The sequence below is a fragment of the Halomicrococcus pelagicus genome (assembly GCF_050954125.1).
The window spans coordinates 94,553-108,712 of sequence record NZ_JBPBWC010000001.1; the positions used below are offsets into that span (position 1 = coordinate 94,553).

Annotated in this window: 14 protein-coding genes and 1 pseudogene; 10 read left to right on the plus strand and 5 right to left on the minus strand. The window is 70.0% G+C overall.

Annotation, left to right across the window (positions count from 1 at the left end):
- The first annotated feature begins 78 nt into the window (after window positions 1–78).
- The gene (gene rbcL, locus ACRYA2_RS00550) at window positions 79–1,326 is read left to right on the plus strand and encodes a type III ribulose-bisphosphate carboxylase (protein WP_433624700.1); all 1,248 of its coding nucleotides are present in this window, start codon (window positions 79–81) and stop codon (window positions 1,324–1,326) included.
- Window positions 1,327–1,353: 27 nt separating this feature from the next.
- Here the strand turns inward: rbcL and ACRYA2_RS00555 are convergent, their stop codons facing one another.
- Window positions 1,354–2,832, minus strand: a complete 1,479-nt coding sequence (locus ACRYA2_RS00555) for an AMP phosphorylase (protein WP_433623201.1) — start codon at window positions 2,830–2,832, stop codon at window positions 1,354–1,356.
- A gap of 152 nt (window positions 2,833–2,984) precedes the next feature.
- Between ACRYA2_RS00555 and ACRYA2_RS00560 the strand changes: the two genes are divergently transcribed.
- The gene (locus ACRYA2_RS00560; protein ID WP_433623203.1) at window positions 2,985–3,815 is read left to right on the plus strand and encodes a ZIP family metal transporter; all 831 of its coding nucleotides are present in this window, start codon (window positions 2,985–2,987) and stop codon (window positions 3,813–3,815) included.
- A 4-nt stretch (window positions 3,816–3,819) separates the two neighbouring features.
- Here ACRYA2_RS00560 and ACRYA2_RS00565 read toward each other — a convergent pair whose 3' ends face one another.
- A complete protein-coding gene (locus tag ACRYA2_RS00565; protein WP_433623205.1) occupies window positions 3,820–4,278 on the minus strand; it encodes a universal stress protein in 459 nt (152 codons plus the stop codon).
- A 50-nt stretch (window positions 4,279–4,328) separates the two neighbouring features.
- On the minus strand, window positions 4,329–4,802 hold the full coding sequence (locus ACRYA2_RS00570) for a pyruvoyl-dependent arginine decarboxylase (RefSeq protein ID WP_113275158.1): 474 nt from the start codon (window positions 4,800–4,802) through the stop codon (window positions 4,329–4,331).
- Window positions 4,803–4,937: 135 nt separating this feature from the next.
- Between ACRYA2_RS00570 and ACRYA2_RS00575 the strand changes: the two genes are divergently transcribed.
- Both ACRYA2_RS00575 and ACRYA2_RS00580 read left to right on the plus strand, forming a co-directional pair.
- Window positions 4,938–5,519, plus strand: a complete 582-nt coding sequence (locus tag ACRYA2_RS00575; RefSeq protein WP_433623207.1) for a DUF8056 family protein — start codon at window positions 4,938–4,940, stop codon at window positions 5,517–5,519.
- 48 nt (window positions 5,520–5,567) lie between these two features.
- On the plus strand, window positions 5,568–6,032 hold the full coding sequence (locus tag ACRYA2_RS00580) for a DUF5812 family protein (protein WP_433623209.1): 465 nt from the start codon (window positions 5,568–5,570) through the stop codon (window positions 6,030–6,032).
- An 18-nt stretch (window positions 6,033–6,050) separates the two neighbouring features.
- Here ACRYA2_RS00580 and ACRYA2_RS00585 read toward each other — a convergent pair whose 3' ends face one another.
- On the minus strand, window positions 6,051–6,191 hold the full coding sequence (locus tag ACRYA2_RS00585; RefSeq protein ID WP_433623211.1) for a hypothetical protein: 141 nt from the start codon (window positions 6,189–6,191) through the stop codon (window positions 6,051–6,053).
- Between the two features lie 152 nt (window positions 6,192–6,343).
- Here ACRYA2_RS00585 and ACRYA2_RS00590 point away from each other — a divergent pair, with 152 nt between their 5' ends.
- Window positions 6,344–7,072 (plus strand): nucleoside phosphorylase, encoded by a 729-nt coding sequence (locus ACRYA2_RS00590; protein ID WP_433623213.1) that lies wholly within the window; start codon window positions 6,344–6,346, stop codon window positions 7,070–7,072.
- An 83-nt stretch (window positions 7,073–7,155) separates the two neighbouring features.
- Window positions 7,156–8,676 (plus strand): universal stress protein, encoded by a 1,521-nt coding sequence (locus ACRYA2_RS00595; RefSeq protein WP_433623215.1) that lies wholly within the window; start codon window positions 7,156–7,158, stop codon window positions 8,674–8,676.
- Window positions 8,677–8,742: 66 nt separating this feature from the next.
- On the opposite strand, the gene ACRYA2_RS00600 is transcribed toward ACRYA2_RS00595, so the two are convergent.
- Window positions 8,743–9,912, minus strand: coding sequence for an NAD-binding protein (locus ACRYA2_RS00600; RefSeq protein ID WP_433623217.1), 1,170 nt, complete (start codon window positions 9,910–9,912; stop codon window positions 8,743–8,745).
- A 149-nt stretch (window positions 9,913–10,061) separates the two neighbouring features.
- Here ACRYA2_RS00600 and ACRYA2_RS00605 point away from each other — a divergent pair.
- From ACRYA2_RS00605 to ACRYA2_RS00620, 4 genes and pseudogenes are all read left to right on the plus strand, one after another.
- Window positions 10,062–11,294, plus strand: a pseudogene (locus ACRYA2_RS00605) (potassium channel family protein).
- A complete protein-coding gene (locus tag ACRYA2_RS00610; RefSeq protein WP_433623219.1) occupies window positions 11,291–12,469 on the plus strand; it encodes a TrkA C-terminal domain-containing protein in 1,179 nt (392 codons plus the stop codon). The pseudogene ACRYA2_RS00605 and the gene ACRYA2_RS00610 overlap by 4 nt, the downstream one beginning before the upstream one ends.
- Before the next feature lie 188 nt (window positions 12,470–12,657).
- Window positions 12,658–13,137, plus strand: a complete 480-nt coding sequence (locus ACRYA2_RS00615) for a COX15/CtaA family protein (protein ID WP_113275165.1) — start codon at window positions 12,658–12,660, stop codon at window positions 13,135–13,137.
- A gap of 128 nt (window positions 13,138–13,265) precedes the next feature.
- A complete protein-coding gene (locus ACRYA2_RS00620) occupies window positions 13,266–14,159 on the plus strand; it encodes a transporter substrate-binding domain-containing protein (RefSeq protein ID WP_433623221.1) in 894 nt (297 codons plus the stop codon).
- Window position 14,160 lies beyond the last annotated feature (1 nt).

Here is a 14,160-nt window from a genome sequence, read left to right on the forward strand (position 1 = left end):
GTCGGCGGACGGCGCAGTCCGTCTCATCCCGCCGTCCGGCGGTCGGATTTTTAATGTATGAGTGCGAATAGCAATGGTATGCCCGGCATCAAGTACGAAGACTTCCTCGACCTGGACTACGACCCCGCCGACTCGGAACTCGTCTGCTGGTTCCACGTCGAACCGGCCGCGGACATGGACATGGAGTCGGCGGCGAGTCGCGTCGCCTCCGAGTCGTCGAACGGGACGTGGGCGGAACTGCAGGTCGAAGGCTCCGTCACCGACCTCAGCGCGACCGCGTTCGAGATAGACGGGAACACCGTCGGCGTCGCGTACCCCGACGAACTGTTCGAGGACGGCAACATGGCCCAGGTGCTCTCCTGCATCGCGGGCAACATCCTGGGCATGAAGGCGGTCGAGCGCATCCGGCTGAACGACTGTGAGTGGCCCGAGAAGCTCGCCACCTCCTTCCCCGGACCGCAGTTCGGCACCGACGTTCGCAACGAGATATTCGACGCGGGCGACCGACCTATCACCGCGACGGTGCCGAAACCGAAGGTGGGCCTCTCGACCGACCAGCACGCCCAGATCGGCTACGAGGCCTGGACCGGCGGCATCGACCTGCTGAAGGACGACGAGAACCTCACCGACCAGACGTTCAACCCCTTCGAGGACCGCCTCGCCGAGAGCCTCGCCCGGCGCGACCAGGCCGAGGAGGAGACGGGCGAACCGAAGAGCTACCTCGTCAACATCACGGCCGACGCGAACACGATGCTCGACCGCGCCGACGCCGTCGCCGAGCAGGGCTGCGAGTACGTCATGGTCGACGTGGTCACGACGGGCTGGGCCGCGGTCCAGACGGTGCGGGAGCGCTGTGAGGAGCTCGGCCTGGCCATCCACGCCCACCGCGCGATGCACGCCGCCTTCGACCGCGTGCCGAACCACGGCGTCTCGATGCGCACCATCGCGCAGGTCGCCCGGCTCTGTGGTGTCGACCACATCCACACCGGCACCGCGGACCTCGGCAAACTCGAGAACGAGGACACGGTCGGCATCAACGAGTGGCTCTACTCGGACCTCTACGGCATGAACGACGTGCTGCCGATGGCCTCCGGCGGTCTGCACCCCGGCCTCGTCCCGGAGCTGATGGACCGCTGTGGCAACAACATCGGCATCCAGGCCGGCGGCGGCGTCCACGGCCACCCCGACGGCACCCACGCCGGCGCGAAGGCGCTCCGGCAGGCCATCGACGCGACGATGGAGGGCGTCCCCCTCACCGAGTACGCCGACGACAACCCCGAACTCGCCACGGCGCTGGACAAGTGGGGCACCGACACGCCGCGATAGACCGCGCGTCACGACGGACGCGGCGTCTCACACGCGCTCGACCAGCGCCTCGTCGCGACCTCGGACCCTGACGGTCTCGACCCGACGCTCCCGGGACAGCGCGTCGTCCAGTTTGCCCTCCTTCTCGGCGTACAGCGTGAACAGTTCGTCGCCCCGTTGGACGTCCCGGCCGACGCGCCGGTGCAGGACGAGTCCCGCGCCCGCGTCTTTCGGCGCTCCGGCACGTCTGGCGAGGTCGCTGACGAGTCGGTTGTCGACGTGCGTCACGATGCCGTCGCGCCCGGCGCGGACGACCGCCCGATGCTCGCCCGGTCCGAGGTCCTCTCGGGTCACGTCCGGGTCCCCGTTCTGTGCGGCGACTATCTCGCGGAACTTCGCCAGTGCCTGCCCCGAGTCGAGAATCTCGGTGGCTCGCTCCTCGCAGCCGCAGCCGTCGAGGAGGATGTCCGCGAGTCGGAGGCTCTTCAGCCGCAGTTCCTCGGGGCCGTCGCCGTTCAGGACGGCGAGCACGTCCCGGGCCTCGAGAACGGGGCCGATACCGCGACCGATGGGCTGGGAGCCCTGGGTGATGGCACACTCGACGTGCATCCCGGCGTCCTCGCCGACGTGCTGGAAGTCCTCGGCGAGCTCCCGGGCGTCGTCGAGTCCGTCGACCTTCGACCCCTCGCCGTACGGCACGTCGATGAGGACGTGCGTCGATCCGGCGCTGCGCTTTTTCGAGAGGACGGACGCGACGACCTGCCCCGGCGGGTCGATGGACAGCGGCGTCAGCGCCCGGATTATCTTGTCGTCGACCGGCGAGAGGTTGACGGAGCCGCCCCAGACCATACAGCCGTTCGTCTCCGCGACGATGGTCTCGATCTCCGACAGCGAGAAGGAGACGTCACAGAACACCTCCATCGTGTCGGCGGTGCCGGCGGGCGAGGTGACCGCCCGGGAGGAGGTCTTGGGAATCTTGACGCCAGCCGCGGCGACGATGGGGACGACGACGGGCGTCACGCGGTTGCCCGCGACGCCCCCGATGGAGTGTTTGTCGGCGACGACCGACTCGCCCCAGTCGATGGTCTCCCCCACGTCGGTCATCGCCTCGGTGAGGTACATCGTCTCCGACAGCGACATGCCGTTCGCGTAGACGGCGGAGACGTACGCGCCGAGTTCGACGTCGCTCAGGCGGTCCTGGTTGATGTCCGCGACGATGGTGCGTAGTTCGTCGGCTTCCAGCTCCACGTCGTCGAGTTTCTTGTGGAGCACCCGTACGGAGTCGGGTTTCGGTGCCAGCGTCACGTCGACCGTCCCGTCGACGTGTGCGAGCCGCTCGGTCACACCCAGCGTCTCCTCCGGGACGAGTTCCTCGGTCACCTCCACGATGCCGATGACGGTCCGACCGTCGTACTCTATCTGGACGCGGTCGAGCGGGTTGACGCCGAGTTCCTCGGCGTCGGCCGCGTTGAAGAGGACCTCCGGTCGCCGCGTGCCGATGTCGACCTCGACCGTATCGAACTTCATGCAGAAAGTTCGGCCAGCGAGATGATAAATGCGACCGTGTGCCCGACCGCGAAGCGTTCCGCGCGGCCGAGAACCGTCCGCACTCTCGTCGCCAACCGCGATTCGTCCGGCGACCGACGGGCTTATTAATGGCTGCTATAATCTTAATAACGATGCCGCAACTCTCTCGAATCGGGCTCGCAGGGGCGGGAGCGCTCGCCGTCTGTACCGCGCTGGCGGCGACGGCCGGCCTCTGGAAGGTGGTCACCATCGGCTGGGTCGCGTTCGCGGCGATGGCGGGAGCGGCCGTGCTCGGCGGGCGCAGGAGCGACGCGACCGACGTGGACCGTCTCGTCTGGGCGTTCGGCCTCGCCAGCGGCGCGATGATAACGAGCGCTGCCGTCTTCCTCGTCCCGGACGCCATCGGTCACCATCCCCGGTACGGCGGCTTCGGTATCGCGCTCGGCGTCCTCACCGGGTTCGGCGCGCACACCATCGGCCACCGGGCGACCCACATGGACTTCCCGATGGACCACGCCGCGGTCGAACTGACCGCCCACTCGCTCGCCGCCGGCGCCATCATCGGCCTCGTCTACGGTAACATGCCGGACCTGGGCCTCCTGCTCGGCCTCGCCATCGTCTCCCACAAGGGGCCGGCGGGGTACGTCGCGGCCCACCGTCTCGGGCGTTCCGGGAAACCCGTCTCGGTGCTCCTGCTGCCAGCTAGCGGCGTCGGCGTGGCCGCCGTCCTCTCCGCGCTGTTGGAACTCCCCACCAGCCCCGCCGTCAACGGTCTCGTCTTCGGGTTCGCCGCCGGCGTGTTCCTCCACGTCGCGATGGACTTCCTCCCGCGCTGCGAACTCGGCGGCGACGTTTACGAGGTCGCGAGCGTCGGCGAGGACGCCCACGCGCTGCTCGACCGCCTGCGCACCCACGCGGTCGCCAGCACCGGTCTCGGGGCCGTCGTCGTCTTCGTGGCCTGGCTCGTCGTCGCTCCCCGGTAGCGACTCACCGAACGACCGTCACCGTCACGGGCGAGCGCCGCGTCACCGTCTTCGCGGTCGACCCCATGAGAATGCGCGAGAGGCCGCTCTCCCCCGACGCTCCGATGACGAGCTGGTCGACGTCGTGGTCCTCGACGTACTGGAGTATCTCGTTCGCCGGCTTCCCCATCCTGACGACGCTCTCAAACTCTCCATCGAACTCCTCGGCCTTCTCGGCCTTCTCGCGCACCTCCTCGTGGAGTTCCTTCGCGTTGTCCCACTGCTTCTCGTACCACTCCTGGGAGTATCCCGGCATCCCGGACTTGCCGACCGGGGACTGGTAGCCCGGCGTGAGCGGGTCGACGTCGAAGGGGTCGACGACGGTGATGGCGGTGACGTCGACGTCCTCCATTCCGAACGCGTACTCCAGTGCCCGCCTGGACTGGTCCGAGCCGTCCATCGGGACGAGAACGTGTTCCCCCATACCATCGCACACGCCGGCCGCCGACATAAGCGGTCGTGGTCGCTCGCGGTTCAACAGATGGGTTCGCTCTCGCCGTAGACGGCCAGGACGACCGCGCTCGCGTAGGTGCCCGACTCGGCGTCGGTCTCGACTGTCCTCGTCTCCTCGTCCGCGAAGTCCCAGTCGCGCAACTCCCTGCCGGCGGCCAGCCCGGTCCGCACGCGCTCCTCGACTGTCTCGGCGTCGGTCTCGCCCGCGGCCTCGTAGAACAGGCCCGGTCCGTCGCCCGTCGTCCAGCCCAGACCGGCGGTGACGTGTCCCGGGCCGGCGCGGGTCGCGGCCGCCTCGACGACCGTGAGACGCTGGCCGGCGGGGCCGAGGTCCGGCGCGGTGCCGACCGACTCCACGGTCGCGTCGGCGGGGACGACCGAGGAGACGGGGACGAGATTGTAGTTGTGGACGCCCGCGTCCGCGAGCGCGGCGTCGTACGACGACATCTTCGTCGGCCCGGCGGCGGTCCCCCAGACGACCCGGATGGTGCTCATACCTGGCGGTTCGTGCGTTCGAGAAAGGGTCTGTCGGTTTCGGACGGTCGGACGCCGCGCATCCGAGAGGGCCGCCGGTCACCGGGGAGAGCGGAGTCGCGCCATTTACCTGCGTTCGACCCCGATTCGGACGTGATGAGCGACACCGCCGCGGCCCGGGAGTCGCCCGGGGAAGCGCCGCCCGACGAGTCGGGTCCCGAGGGGTCGACCAGTGGCGAGGACGGAGACGAGGGGTACTCCGGCCTGCTCGGAGCGTTCCGGTACGGGTTCGGCCGGTCGGAGTCGACGCTGTTCCGACTGTACGCGCTCTTTAGCTTCCTCCTCGGTGCCGCGCTGGCGCTGGTGTTCGCGCTCGGACTGCTGAGCTGGTTCCTCGCGACGGTCGGCCAGTCGGCGCTGGTCACCACCGCGAACGCGTTCCTCGGCGTCGTCGCGCTGTTCGTCCTCGGGCCGCTGTTCGCGCCCGTGCTGTTCGTCGCGCGTCGCCACCGTCGCGGCGAGAGCACGCCCGGCTACGACGCCGCGCACGCGCTGACCGGCGTCGCCTTCGTCGTCCTGCTGTACGCCGGCATCGCCATCTCCGTGCCGCCGCAGTTCCAGTCGGCCGACCCCGGCGCGGTCGGCGCCTTCCTCTACTCGCTCCCCCCGCTGTGGGGGCTCGCTCCCCCGGTCGTGGGCGCCGCGCTCGTCGTCGTCGTCCACCGCCTGCTCAGTTGACGGCCGACGAACGCAACCCCGAAGAAGCGTCGGCGTCTACGCTCGCCCATGACCGAGAAGACCAGCACGTTCCTCGTCACGCACGCCGAGGACGACTCGGCGGTGCTGAAAGACGTTCACGACGGGCAGGTCCACACCCTCTCGACGAATCCGGGCGTCGACGTCGACCAGGCTGTCGAGGCCACGGTCGCGCCCGAACCGCCGATGGAGGTGACGTGGGCGGTCGTGGAGATAGACGACCAGTGGTCGCTCGACGTCGAGGCGAGCGACGAACCGCCGACCGCCAGGGAGCGCGAACTGGCCGCCGACCAGGCGGTCGGCGACGTGGCCCGCGAAGAGCGGGCCGGCACCGGCGAGATTCACGTCCTCTCGGTGCCGCCGGAGGACACCGACGACGCCGCGGCCGACGTGCTCGACGACGAGGGAACGCTCTCGCGGGCGGCGCGCCTCGGCGTCGCCCGGGTGGAGGTGCGCTCTGCGGACGGCGTCGTGAGCGTCCGGTACATGCCCTGACGGCGGATACCGGCGGTCCTAGCCGTTGTCGCTCACGCCGAGCACTGCGCCGCAGTGGGGACACTCCCAGACGGTCGCCGCGCTGAACGTGTGGTCGGCGGCGACCTGGCTCTTCGTCAGTTCGGTCACGTCCTCTCCGCAGTCGGGACAGTGTGACATGAATGACACGTATCCCAATCGGGGCATAAGCCTTGTGCGGTCGTCTCGGGCCGGCGCTCTCGCCGGGTCGCGCGACGTGGCTGACGACCTCGTTTCCAGCGCGTCGCCGCGAACCCGGACGCTTTTTGCCGGCTTCGCCGGAACCCACTCGCATGGCAACGCAGCCACACCTGCTCGTTGAGGAGGGCGACCTGAACGACGTGGCGCTCATCCCGGGCGACCCGGGGCGCGTCGACCGCATCGCCGACCAGTGCGACGACTCGACGGTCGTCTCCCAGAACCGCGAGTACAAGGTAGTCAACGCGGAGTTCGAGGGGACGCCACTGACCATCTGCTCGACCGGTATCGGCTGTCCGTCCGCGGCCATCGCCGTCGAGGAGTTACACGCCGTCGGCGTCGAGACGGTGATTCGTGTCGGGACGACCGGCGCGCTCCAGTCGGACATCGACATCGGAGACATGGTCGTCGCCACGGGCGCGGCGAAAAACGAGGGGACGAGCGAGCGCTACGAGGCCGTCGAGTACCCCGCCGTACCGGACTACGACGTGCTCTCGTCGCTGGTCGACGCCGCGGAGGCGAATGGCGAAGACGTCCACGTCGGACCCATCGCCAGCGACGACGCCTTCTACGCCGAAACCGACGAGTACGTCGACGACTGGGAGGCGGCGAACATCCTCTGCGTGGAGATGGAGGCCGCGGCCGTCTTCTCCATCGCCCGCCGGAAGGGGATGGCCGCGGGCGCTATCTGCACCGTCGACGGCAACCTCGTCGAGGGGACCCAGAAGGGAACCGACACGGAGGACGAGGAACTCCCCGAGAAGGCGAAGGACAACGTCGAGCGCGCGATTCGCATCTCGCTCGACGCCGTGACGTCGCTGTAAGCCGGGGTCGCCCGACGGCCGCTCGCGACCGCTCCCGGCCGGTCAGTCAGGTTTTTGAGTGCCAGCGTGCTCGTGTTAGCCAGATGTCCGGAGTACTACGGGACCTCGTCGACGTCGTTCGCCCGTGGCTCCAGCGGGCCAGGCGAGTCGAACGGCGCGAGCTCCGGGAGTTCGCCGCGTGGCTCGAACACACGAGCAATCTCGTCCACATCTCCGTGCTCCTGTTCGTTCCGGTCCTCATCGCGGCGGTCACGGTCATCTCGAACACCGGGGACGTGTTCCCGTTCGTTCTCTTCCCGCCGCTCGCATCCGGGACGTTCACGCTGTTCGCGGACCCCGAGGGGAAGTACGCCTCGCCGACGAAGTTCGTCGCGGGGCTGACCGCCGGCGCGCTCTGTGGTACCGCGGCCATCTGGGTCGCCATGCACACGGCGCTACACGATCCGCTGGGAACCGACTCGCTGCGGGTCTCGCCGGTGGCGGCCGCGCTCACCATCTTCCTCACGGGCGTAGTGACGTGGGCGTTCGACTTCGAAGAGCCGTCGGCGTTCTCGACGGCCCTGCTGGCGCTCATCGCGCCGGTGTTCTCGAACTCCGGGACCGTCGGTGACTTCCTGCTGCAGTACGCCGGCTCCGTGTTCGTCGCCAGCAGCGTCGTCGCCGTGGCGTTCTCCTTCTGGCGGAGCGAGTTCTACGAGCAGCGCGAGCGCTACCTCTACCGGTCGACGCAGGGCGACGACCAGGTGCTCGTACCGATGCGAGGGGAGGACGCCGAGGCAGCGGCGATGTTCGGGGCGAAACTCGCTGCAGCCCACGACGCCGGCAAGGTCGTCCTCGTCGACGTCGTCGACGACCGCGCGATAGCGGAGGCCGCCGAGACGCTCTCGACCGAGGCGGCGACCGACACGACGCTCGTCGACCCGGAGACGTCGGAACTCGACCCCGAGGAGGACGTCGCCGAGGCGCAGGCGGCCGACGACGCCGCCGAACGGCTGGAGACCCAGGCCCACCGCATCCGCACCAAGCTGGGCGTTCGCTGCGAGGTGGTCGTCGCGGGCGACGGCTCGAACCCCGGCCAGACCGTCCTCCGGACCGCCCGCGAGATGAACTGCGACCTGATAGTCACCCCGTACGAGGAGTACCGGGGCGGGCTCTCGGGGTTCGTCCGGACCCTGTTCGGCGGTACCGTCAACGCCGTCGCGTACCGCCCCGCGCCGGACAGCGAGCCCCGGCGGCGGTGGCGGCGCGTGCTGGTGCCGGTTCGCCGGGCGGGCGACACGGCCCACGCGATGATAGACTTCGCGCGGCGGCTGGTCGGCCGCGGCGGGTCGGTCGGCGTCTGTACGTGCATCGACCGCGAGGGGGACCGCCGCTCCACCGAGTCGATGCTCGCTGACCTCGTCGAGGCGTTCGACGGCTCGTTCGAGACGCGGGTCGCCCGGAGCGACATTGAGGAGTTCCTGGCATCCAACGACGACCACTACGACCTGTTCATCATCGGCGCGAGCACCGACCGCAGCGCCGCCTCGCGGTTCGTCGCACCGCCGACGTTCCAGCGCATCGGCGACCTCGACTGCGACGTCGCCGTCGTCCATCGGCCGTGACCACGGCGTCGCGATGCTCGTCCCGCCCGTCCGACGCGACCCACCGACGACCCGCGAGGGCCGGGGTCACTCATCCGCTTCGACGTCGGTCGGACCGACCGTCGACTCGCTGCCCCGTCCGTCGAGCGCCGACTCGACGACGAGCCGACCGATGACCGCGGGGCTGACGACCACGTCGGCGCCCGCGCGCCGCAGTTTCTCCACGTTCTCCCGCTCCGCGGCGGCGGCGACGATGCGGATGTCGGGATTCAGATGACGGGCGGTCAGCACGGCCAGCGCGTCTTCCGCGTCGTCGCTCGTCGCCACGACGACGGCGCGCGCCCGCTCGACGCCGGCCCGCTGGAGCACCTCGTCGTCGCTCGGGTCCGCCGAGAGGACGTTCAGTTCGCGGTCGGACAGCTCCGCGACGGCCTCCTCGTTCTCGGTGACGACGAGGAACGACGTCCGGTCGGCCATGTCAGTGAGAATCGATTCGGTCAGCAGTCGTCCGTACCCCAGCACGAGGACGTGGTCCTCCAGGAGTTCGAGCTGTTTCGTCGTCATTCGTCCGAGAGCGCGTGCGAGGCGGGCTTCGATGGCGGGGCCGAGCAGCGTCCCGAGCGCCAGCGCGAAGCTCGCCGCACCGAGGACGACGATGGACATGCCGAAGAGCCTGGCGCTCTGGGTCATCGGCGTCGCGTCGCCGTAGCCGACGGTGCTCGCCGTGACGAGGGTGTAGTAGAGTGCGTCCATCGGCGTGACGATGCCCCGGAATTCGTCGCGGAGCGCGTACGTGCCGACGGTGCCGTACAGCTGTACGCCGACGAGCGCCGCCCCGGCGGCGAGCTGGGAGTCAGTCAGCGTCGTCGGGCGGTCGTATCGCCCGCCGTTCGCGAACACGACGGGGAACGCGACCAGCGAGAGCACGACGAGCAGCAGCGAGTGCGGACTGGCCTGGACGAGCCCCTGGAGCGCCGTCACAGGGAGCAACACGAGCGTGGCGTACCACGCGCTCCTGAGCCCGTGTCGCAGCGCGAACGCGGCGGTGAGGACGAGAAACCCGGTGAGAACGCCGGTGAACGCGGCCATCTGCTCAACGACGGGCGACGCGACCGACGGAACGACGCCCGGGAACGGCCGCAGCGGCGTCGGCGTGATGTTGACGATGCCGACGAGGATGGACAGCGCCGCCACCGCCGTCGTCAGTCCGACGGTGATCCGGCCGCCGTGGCGTTCGCGCCACTCGTTCACCTCCATACCTCGCGTTCTACTCCTCGCCCGGAGAACCTGTCGGTACGTGCCCCGTCTGCCGTACGCCGGCGAGTTCCGGCCGGGACGGTCCCGGCGAGAACGCTCGCCCGTTGCGGCCGACGGGATATTTAACACCCCCGTGTCTGTGCGGAGATATGAACGGGTCGCTACCGGTCGAACTGCTGCTCGGACTCTACCTCGGTGCGCTGACCGGCGTCGTCCCTGCGCTGGTCGCGTGGGGCCTCGGGTTCGTCTTCCGCTACGTGACCGGCGTCACGCTGCCGGGATTCGCCGTCGTCGTGCTCGGCGTCGCCATCGCGGGCGTCCAGGGCGGACTCCTCGGCCTCATCGACCCCAGCGTCGTCAACTCGCCGGCGGCCGTGGTCGCGCTCGTCGTCGTCATGATGGCCGTCCAGTACTCCCACGCGAAAGGCGACGCGATGGGAGCGACCTTCCCCCGCCGGGTCGACCTCCGGCGGTTGGCTCCGGGCCGCCTCTCGGCGGACGTCGTCGAGCGCGTCGGCGACTTCGGTCAGGTGCGGGTCCGGGTCGCCGGCGAGGTCGGCGACGTGTAGGGGCATCCGCCGCTGTCCGAGGACCTCCGGACCGCGATTCGGGAGGGGGAGTGGACGTTCCCCGCCGACCTCCCGCTCTCGGAACTGGAGACGCGGCTCGCGGACCGACTCCGCACCGACTACGACCTCGAAGACGTCGCCGTGAGCATCGACTCGCGGGGCCGCGCCTCGGTCGCCGCCGCGCCGCCGGCCGGTAGCCTCTCCCGCCGCGTACCGGCGGGCCAGCGCGCCGTCTCCGTCCCCGCGCTCGTCCCGACGGGGCTGGCGCGCGGCGACAAGGTCGTCCTCTCGCTACCCGACCGGGAACTCGCCGGCACGGTCGTCAGCGCCAGGAGCGACGGCGTCGCGCCGGCCGAGGACGACGGCGAGACCGGAACCGCACCGACGACCGACGACGGAACCGCCGCCGACGTTCCGGACGCGCCGGCGCGCACGCCGACGACGACCGGCGGCGAGGGTCGGGTGACCGTCGCCGTGCCGAGCACCGACGCGACAGCCGTTCTCGACTGCCGGGACGTCGGGGTCCGAGTTCGCTCCCGGGGGACGCGTCGCGAGTTCGAACTCCTGGGGCTGCTGCGGCGAGCGGGCAACCGCTTCCGGAAATTCGCCGTGCGCGCCGGCGGACCGCTGGACGGCACGACGCTGGGCGACGTCGGCGTCCGGGAACGCTACGACGTGGCCGTGCTGGCGGTCCGACGCTCCGGCGAGTGGACCGTCGCGCCGCGCGGTCCGACGGCGCTGTCGGCCGGCGACGAACTGTTCGCCGTGGGGCCACGCTCGGCGCTCGACCGGTTCGCGGAGGCGGTCGCGTGACCGAACCGCTCGCGACGAGGACGGTGCAGGCGATGGCACGGGTCGGGGGACTTGCACTCCTGTCCGCGGCGGTCGCGGCCGGCGCAGCCGCCCTCCACCGCTGGTACGCCCGCGAGCGCGTCCCGGACGGCGTCGCGGTCCTCGCCGGTCTCGGAGCGGTCGGCCTCGCGCTGAACACACGGTACGCGCTCGCCCAGTTCGTCGGCGGCGACACCGACCTGCTCGGGTTCACGAAGGCGCTCGTCACCGTCGTGGCGTTCGCCGTCGCGTCGCTCACCGCCGCCGTCGGCGCGCGCTTCGGCGACCGGTTCACGACCGACGTGGCCACCGTCACGGACGCGACCGCCCTCGACCGGGACGTGAGCCGCATCGTGAACGCGGTCGGCCGCGTCATCACCGTCAGGCTTCCGGAGACTATCGCGGACGTCGACGGCTACGACTCGACGCCACCGGAGACGAAGGCGTCGCTCGCCGGCAAGACGCTGACGTTCCCGCGCGGTCTGACGGTCGCCGAACTCCGGGCCCGCCTCGTCGCCAGGCTCCAGGACGATTACGGCGTCGGTCACGTCGACGTGGAACTCGCCGACGACGGAACCGTCGAGTATCTCGCGGTGGGCCGCCGCGTCGCCGGTCTGGGGCCGACGCTCGCGCCCGGAACCGCGGCGGTGGCCGTGCGCGCCGATCCGCCGTTCAGCGCCGGCCCGGGCGACGTGGTCGGCGTCTGGCGCGAGGGCGACGCCGGCCCGGAGCGTGTCGCCACCGCCGAGTTTCGGGCGGCGGCCGGCGACGTGGTGACGCTCGCTGTCGACGACGCCGACGCGGCGGCGCTCGACGACGCGACGTCCTACCGGCTGGTCACCCTGCCGGCCCGGGAACGCCCCGAACGGGAGTTCGCCGCGCAGTTGCGCGCCGCCGACGTGACGATGGCCGTCGTCACGCTCGCCCCGGACTCGCCCCTCGTCGGACTTCCCGTCGGCGGCCTCGACGTGACCGTCGTCGCGGTCGGGCCGACTGACGGCGGGATAGCGGCGCTCCCCTCCCGGGAGCGGGTGCTCGCGGCCGGCGACACTGTGTACGCGCTGGCCCGTCCCGACCTGCTCCGCCGGGTCGAGCAGGCGGCCGGCGGTAGCCGGAGCGACGAGGTCGTCGACCGCCGCCGGTCGCCCTCGTCGTGACCGCAGGCGACACGCCGACCGACACCCCGCCGGCACCGCGTCCCGCGACCGCCGTCGGAAGCGCACCGCGGTCGTCCGGCCGGGCCGAGCTAGCGCCGGGAATCGCGGTCGGACAGACCTAAGTGCGCCGCCTCCCAACGCTCTCGAATAGGAATGAAACGCACCGACCCAATCGAGGTGAACGCCTGATGGGGGCTCGACTCCGTCGGCTGTTCGCGGTCACGACGGCGCTGACCTTCGCGCTCATCCTGCTCGGTGTCTACACCGCCTCGGCCGGCGCGGGCTTGTCCTGTGGCGCCGACTGGCCGTTCTGTGCCGGGGGACTTCTCTGGGAGACGGTGCCGGGGTTCATCGAGTGGTTCCACCGTCTGGTGGCGATGATAACCGGATTCTTCATCCTCGGGACGACGTGGGGCGCGTGGAAGTACTACGACAGCACGCGCATCCGGGCGGCCGCGACGCTGGCGCTGGTCGTCCTCCCGGTCCAGATACTGCTCGGCGGCGGGACCGTGCTGTTCTACGGGGTCTGGGTCCAGGTCGCCCACCACGCCGCGGCGCTCGTCATCTTCGCCGCGCTGCTGGCGGCGACGCTGTGGGCGTACGAGGAACCGCGCGCGGAGACCGCCTCGGCGACCGAGACGGCCGACGGCTATCCCTCCGACGATTAGGGGACACGTCTCTCCGGCTCCTCGCCGTGATTTTCTCCCCCCGAGGAAAGTTTTAGCCCCCACCCCCGGGTAACTGATAGTAAAGTTATATACTGCCATCGACCATGTTGTTCGCGGGGGAACACGGAATGCACAGACGCAACTTTCTCAGGGGGAGCGCGGGAGCTATCGCCGGACTGACCGTCGCCGGGACGGTCGGCGCGCAGGACGACGGAGGCGTCGTCCGCATCGGTTCGGACATCCCGTACAAGCCGTTCGAGTACCGGACCCAGGGCGGCGACCTCACCGGGTTCGACGTGGACATGGCGGAAGCCATCTTCCAGGGAGAACTCGGCCGGCAGTACGAGTTCGTCCAGACCGGGTTCGACACCATCATCCCGAGTCTGAACAACGGCAACTTCCGAATCATCATGTCGGCGATGACGATAAACGAGGAGCGCGACCAGAAGGTGGACTTCTCGGACCCGTACTTCATCGCCTACCAGACCGTCGCGATACTGCAGGGGAGCGGCATCGAGTCGCTCCAGGACCTGCGGGGTCAGACGGTCGCGGTCCAGAAGGGGACGACGGGGGAGGCCGCTGCCCAGGAACTGAAACAGCAGTTCGACGGCGACCTCACGGTCGACAGCTACGACCAGATTCCGGGCGCGTTCAGCGCCCTGATAAACGGGCAGGCGGTCGCGGTCATCAACGACAACGCGGTCAACCTCCAGTACACCGAAGACAGGGACAACATCGTCATGCTGGAGGGCGAAGGGGAGGCCGCCAGGGAGTTCGAGAACGCGCCGCCGTACCTGACGCTCACGGTCGAGCGGTACGGCATCGCCTTCCGCGAAGACGACGACGAGTTCCGCCAGCAGGTCAACGAGGCGCTCGCCGCGGTCATCCAGAGCGGTCGCTACGCGGAGATATACACGGAGTACTTCCCCGGCGAACCGCCTCAGAGCATCGTGCAACGCGGTCAGGGGACCACGACCGCCGGAAACGCCACCGCGGAGACGACCACGACCACGGGTGGATAAC

Excerpts from the sequence above, each read along its gene's own strand:
- ACRYA2_RS00590 (WP_433623213.1), top strand. The coding sequence starts at position 6,344 with ATGGCAACGCAGCCACACCTGCTCGTTGAGGAGGGCGACCTGAACGAC.
- ACRYA2_RS00565 (WP_433623205.1), bottom strand. The coding sequence starts at position 4,278 with ATGGGGGAACACGTTCTCGTCCCGATGGACGGCTCGGACCAGTCCAGG.
- ACRYA2_RS00615 (WP_113275165.1), top strand. The coding sequence starts at position 12,658 with ATGGGGGCTCGACTCCGTCGGCTGTTCGCGGTCACGACGGCGCTGACC.
- rbcL (WP_433624700.1), top strand. The coding sequence starts at position 79 with ATGCCCGGCATCAAGTACGAAGACTTCCTCGACCTGGACTACGACCCC.
- ACRYA2_RS00575 (WP_433623207.1), top strand. The coding sequence starts at position 4,938 with ATGAGCGACACCGCCGCGGCCCGGGAGTCGCCCGGGGAAGCGCCGCCC.
- ACRYA2_RS00595 (WP_433623215.1), top strand. The coding sequence starts at position 7,156 with ATGTCCGGAGTACTACGGGACCTCGTCGACGTCGTTCGCCCGTGGCTC.
- ACRYA2_RS00580 (WP_433623209.1), top strand. The coding sequence starts at position 5,568 with ATGACCGAGAAGACCAGCACGTTCCTCGTCACGCACGCCGAGGACGAC.
- ACRYA2_RS00620 (WP_433623221.1), top strand. The coding sequence starts at position 13,266 with ATGCACAGACGCAACTTTCTCAGGGGGAGCGCGGGAGCTATCGCCGGA.
- ACRYA2_RS00585 (WP_433623211.1), bottom strand. The coding sequence starts at position 6,191 with ATGTCACACTGTCCCGACTGCGGAGAGGACGTGACCGAACTGACGAAG.
- ACRYA2_RS00600 (WP_433623217.1), bottom strand. The coding sequence starts at position 9,912 with ATGGAGGTGAACGAGTGGCGCGAACGCCACGGCGGCCGGATCACCGTC.
- ACRYA2_RS00570 (WP_113275158.1), bottom strand. The coding sequence starts at position 4,802 with ATGAGCACCATCCGGGTCGTCTGGGGGACCGCCGCCGGGCCGACGAAG.
- ACRYA2_RS00555 (WP_433623201.1), bottom strand. The coding sequence starts at position 2,832 with ATGAAGTTCGATACGGTCGAGGTCGACATCGGCACGCGGCGACCGGAG.
- ACRYA2_RS00560 (WP_433623203.1), top strand. The coding sequence starts at position 2,985 with ATGCCGCAACTCTCTCGAATCGGGCTCGCAGGGGCGGGAGCGCTCGCC.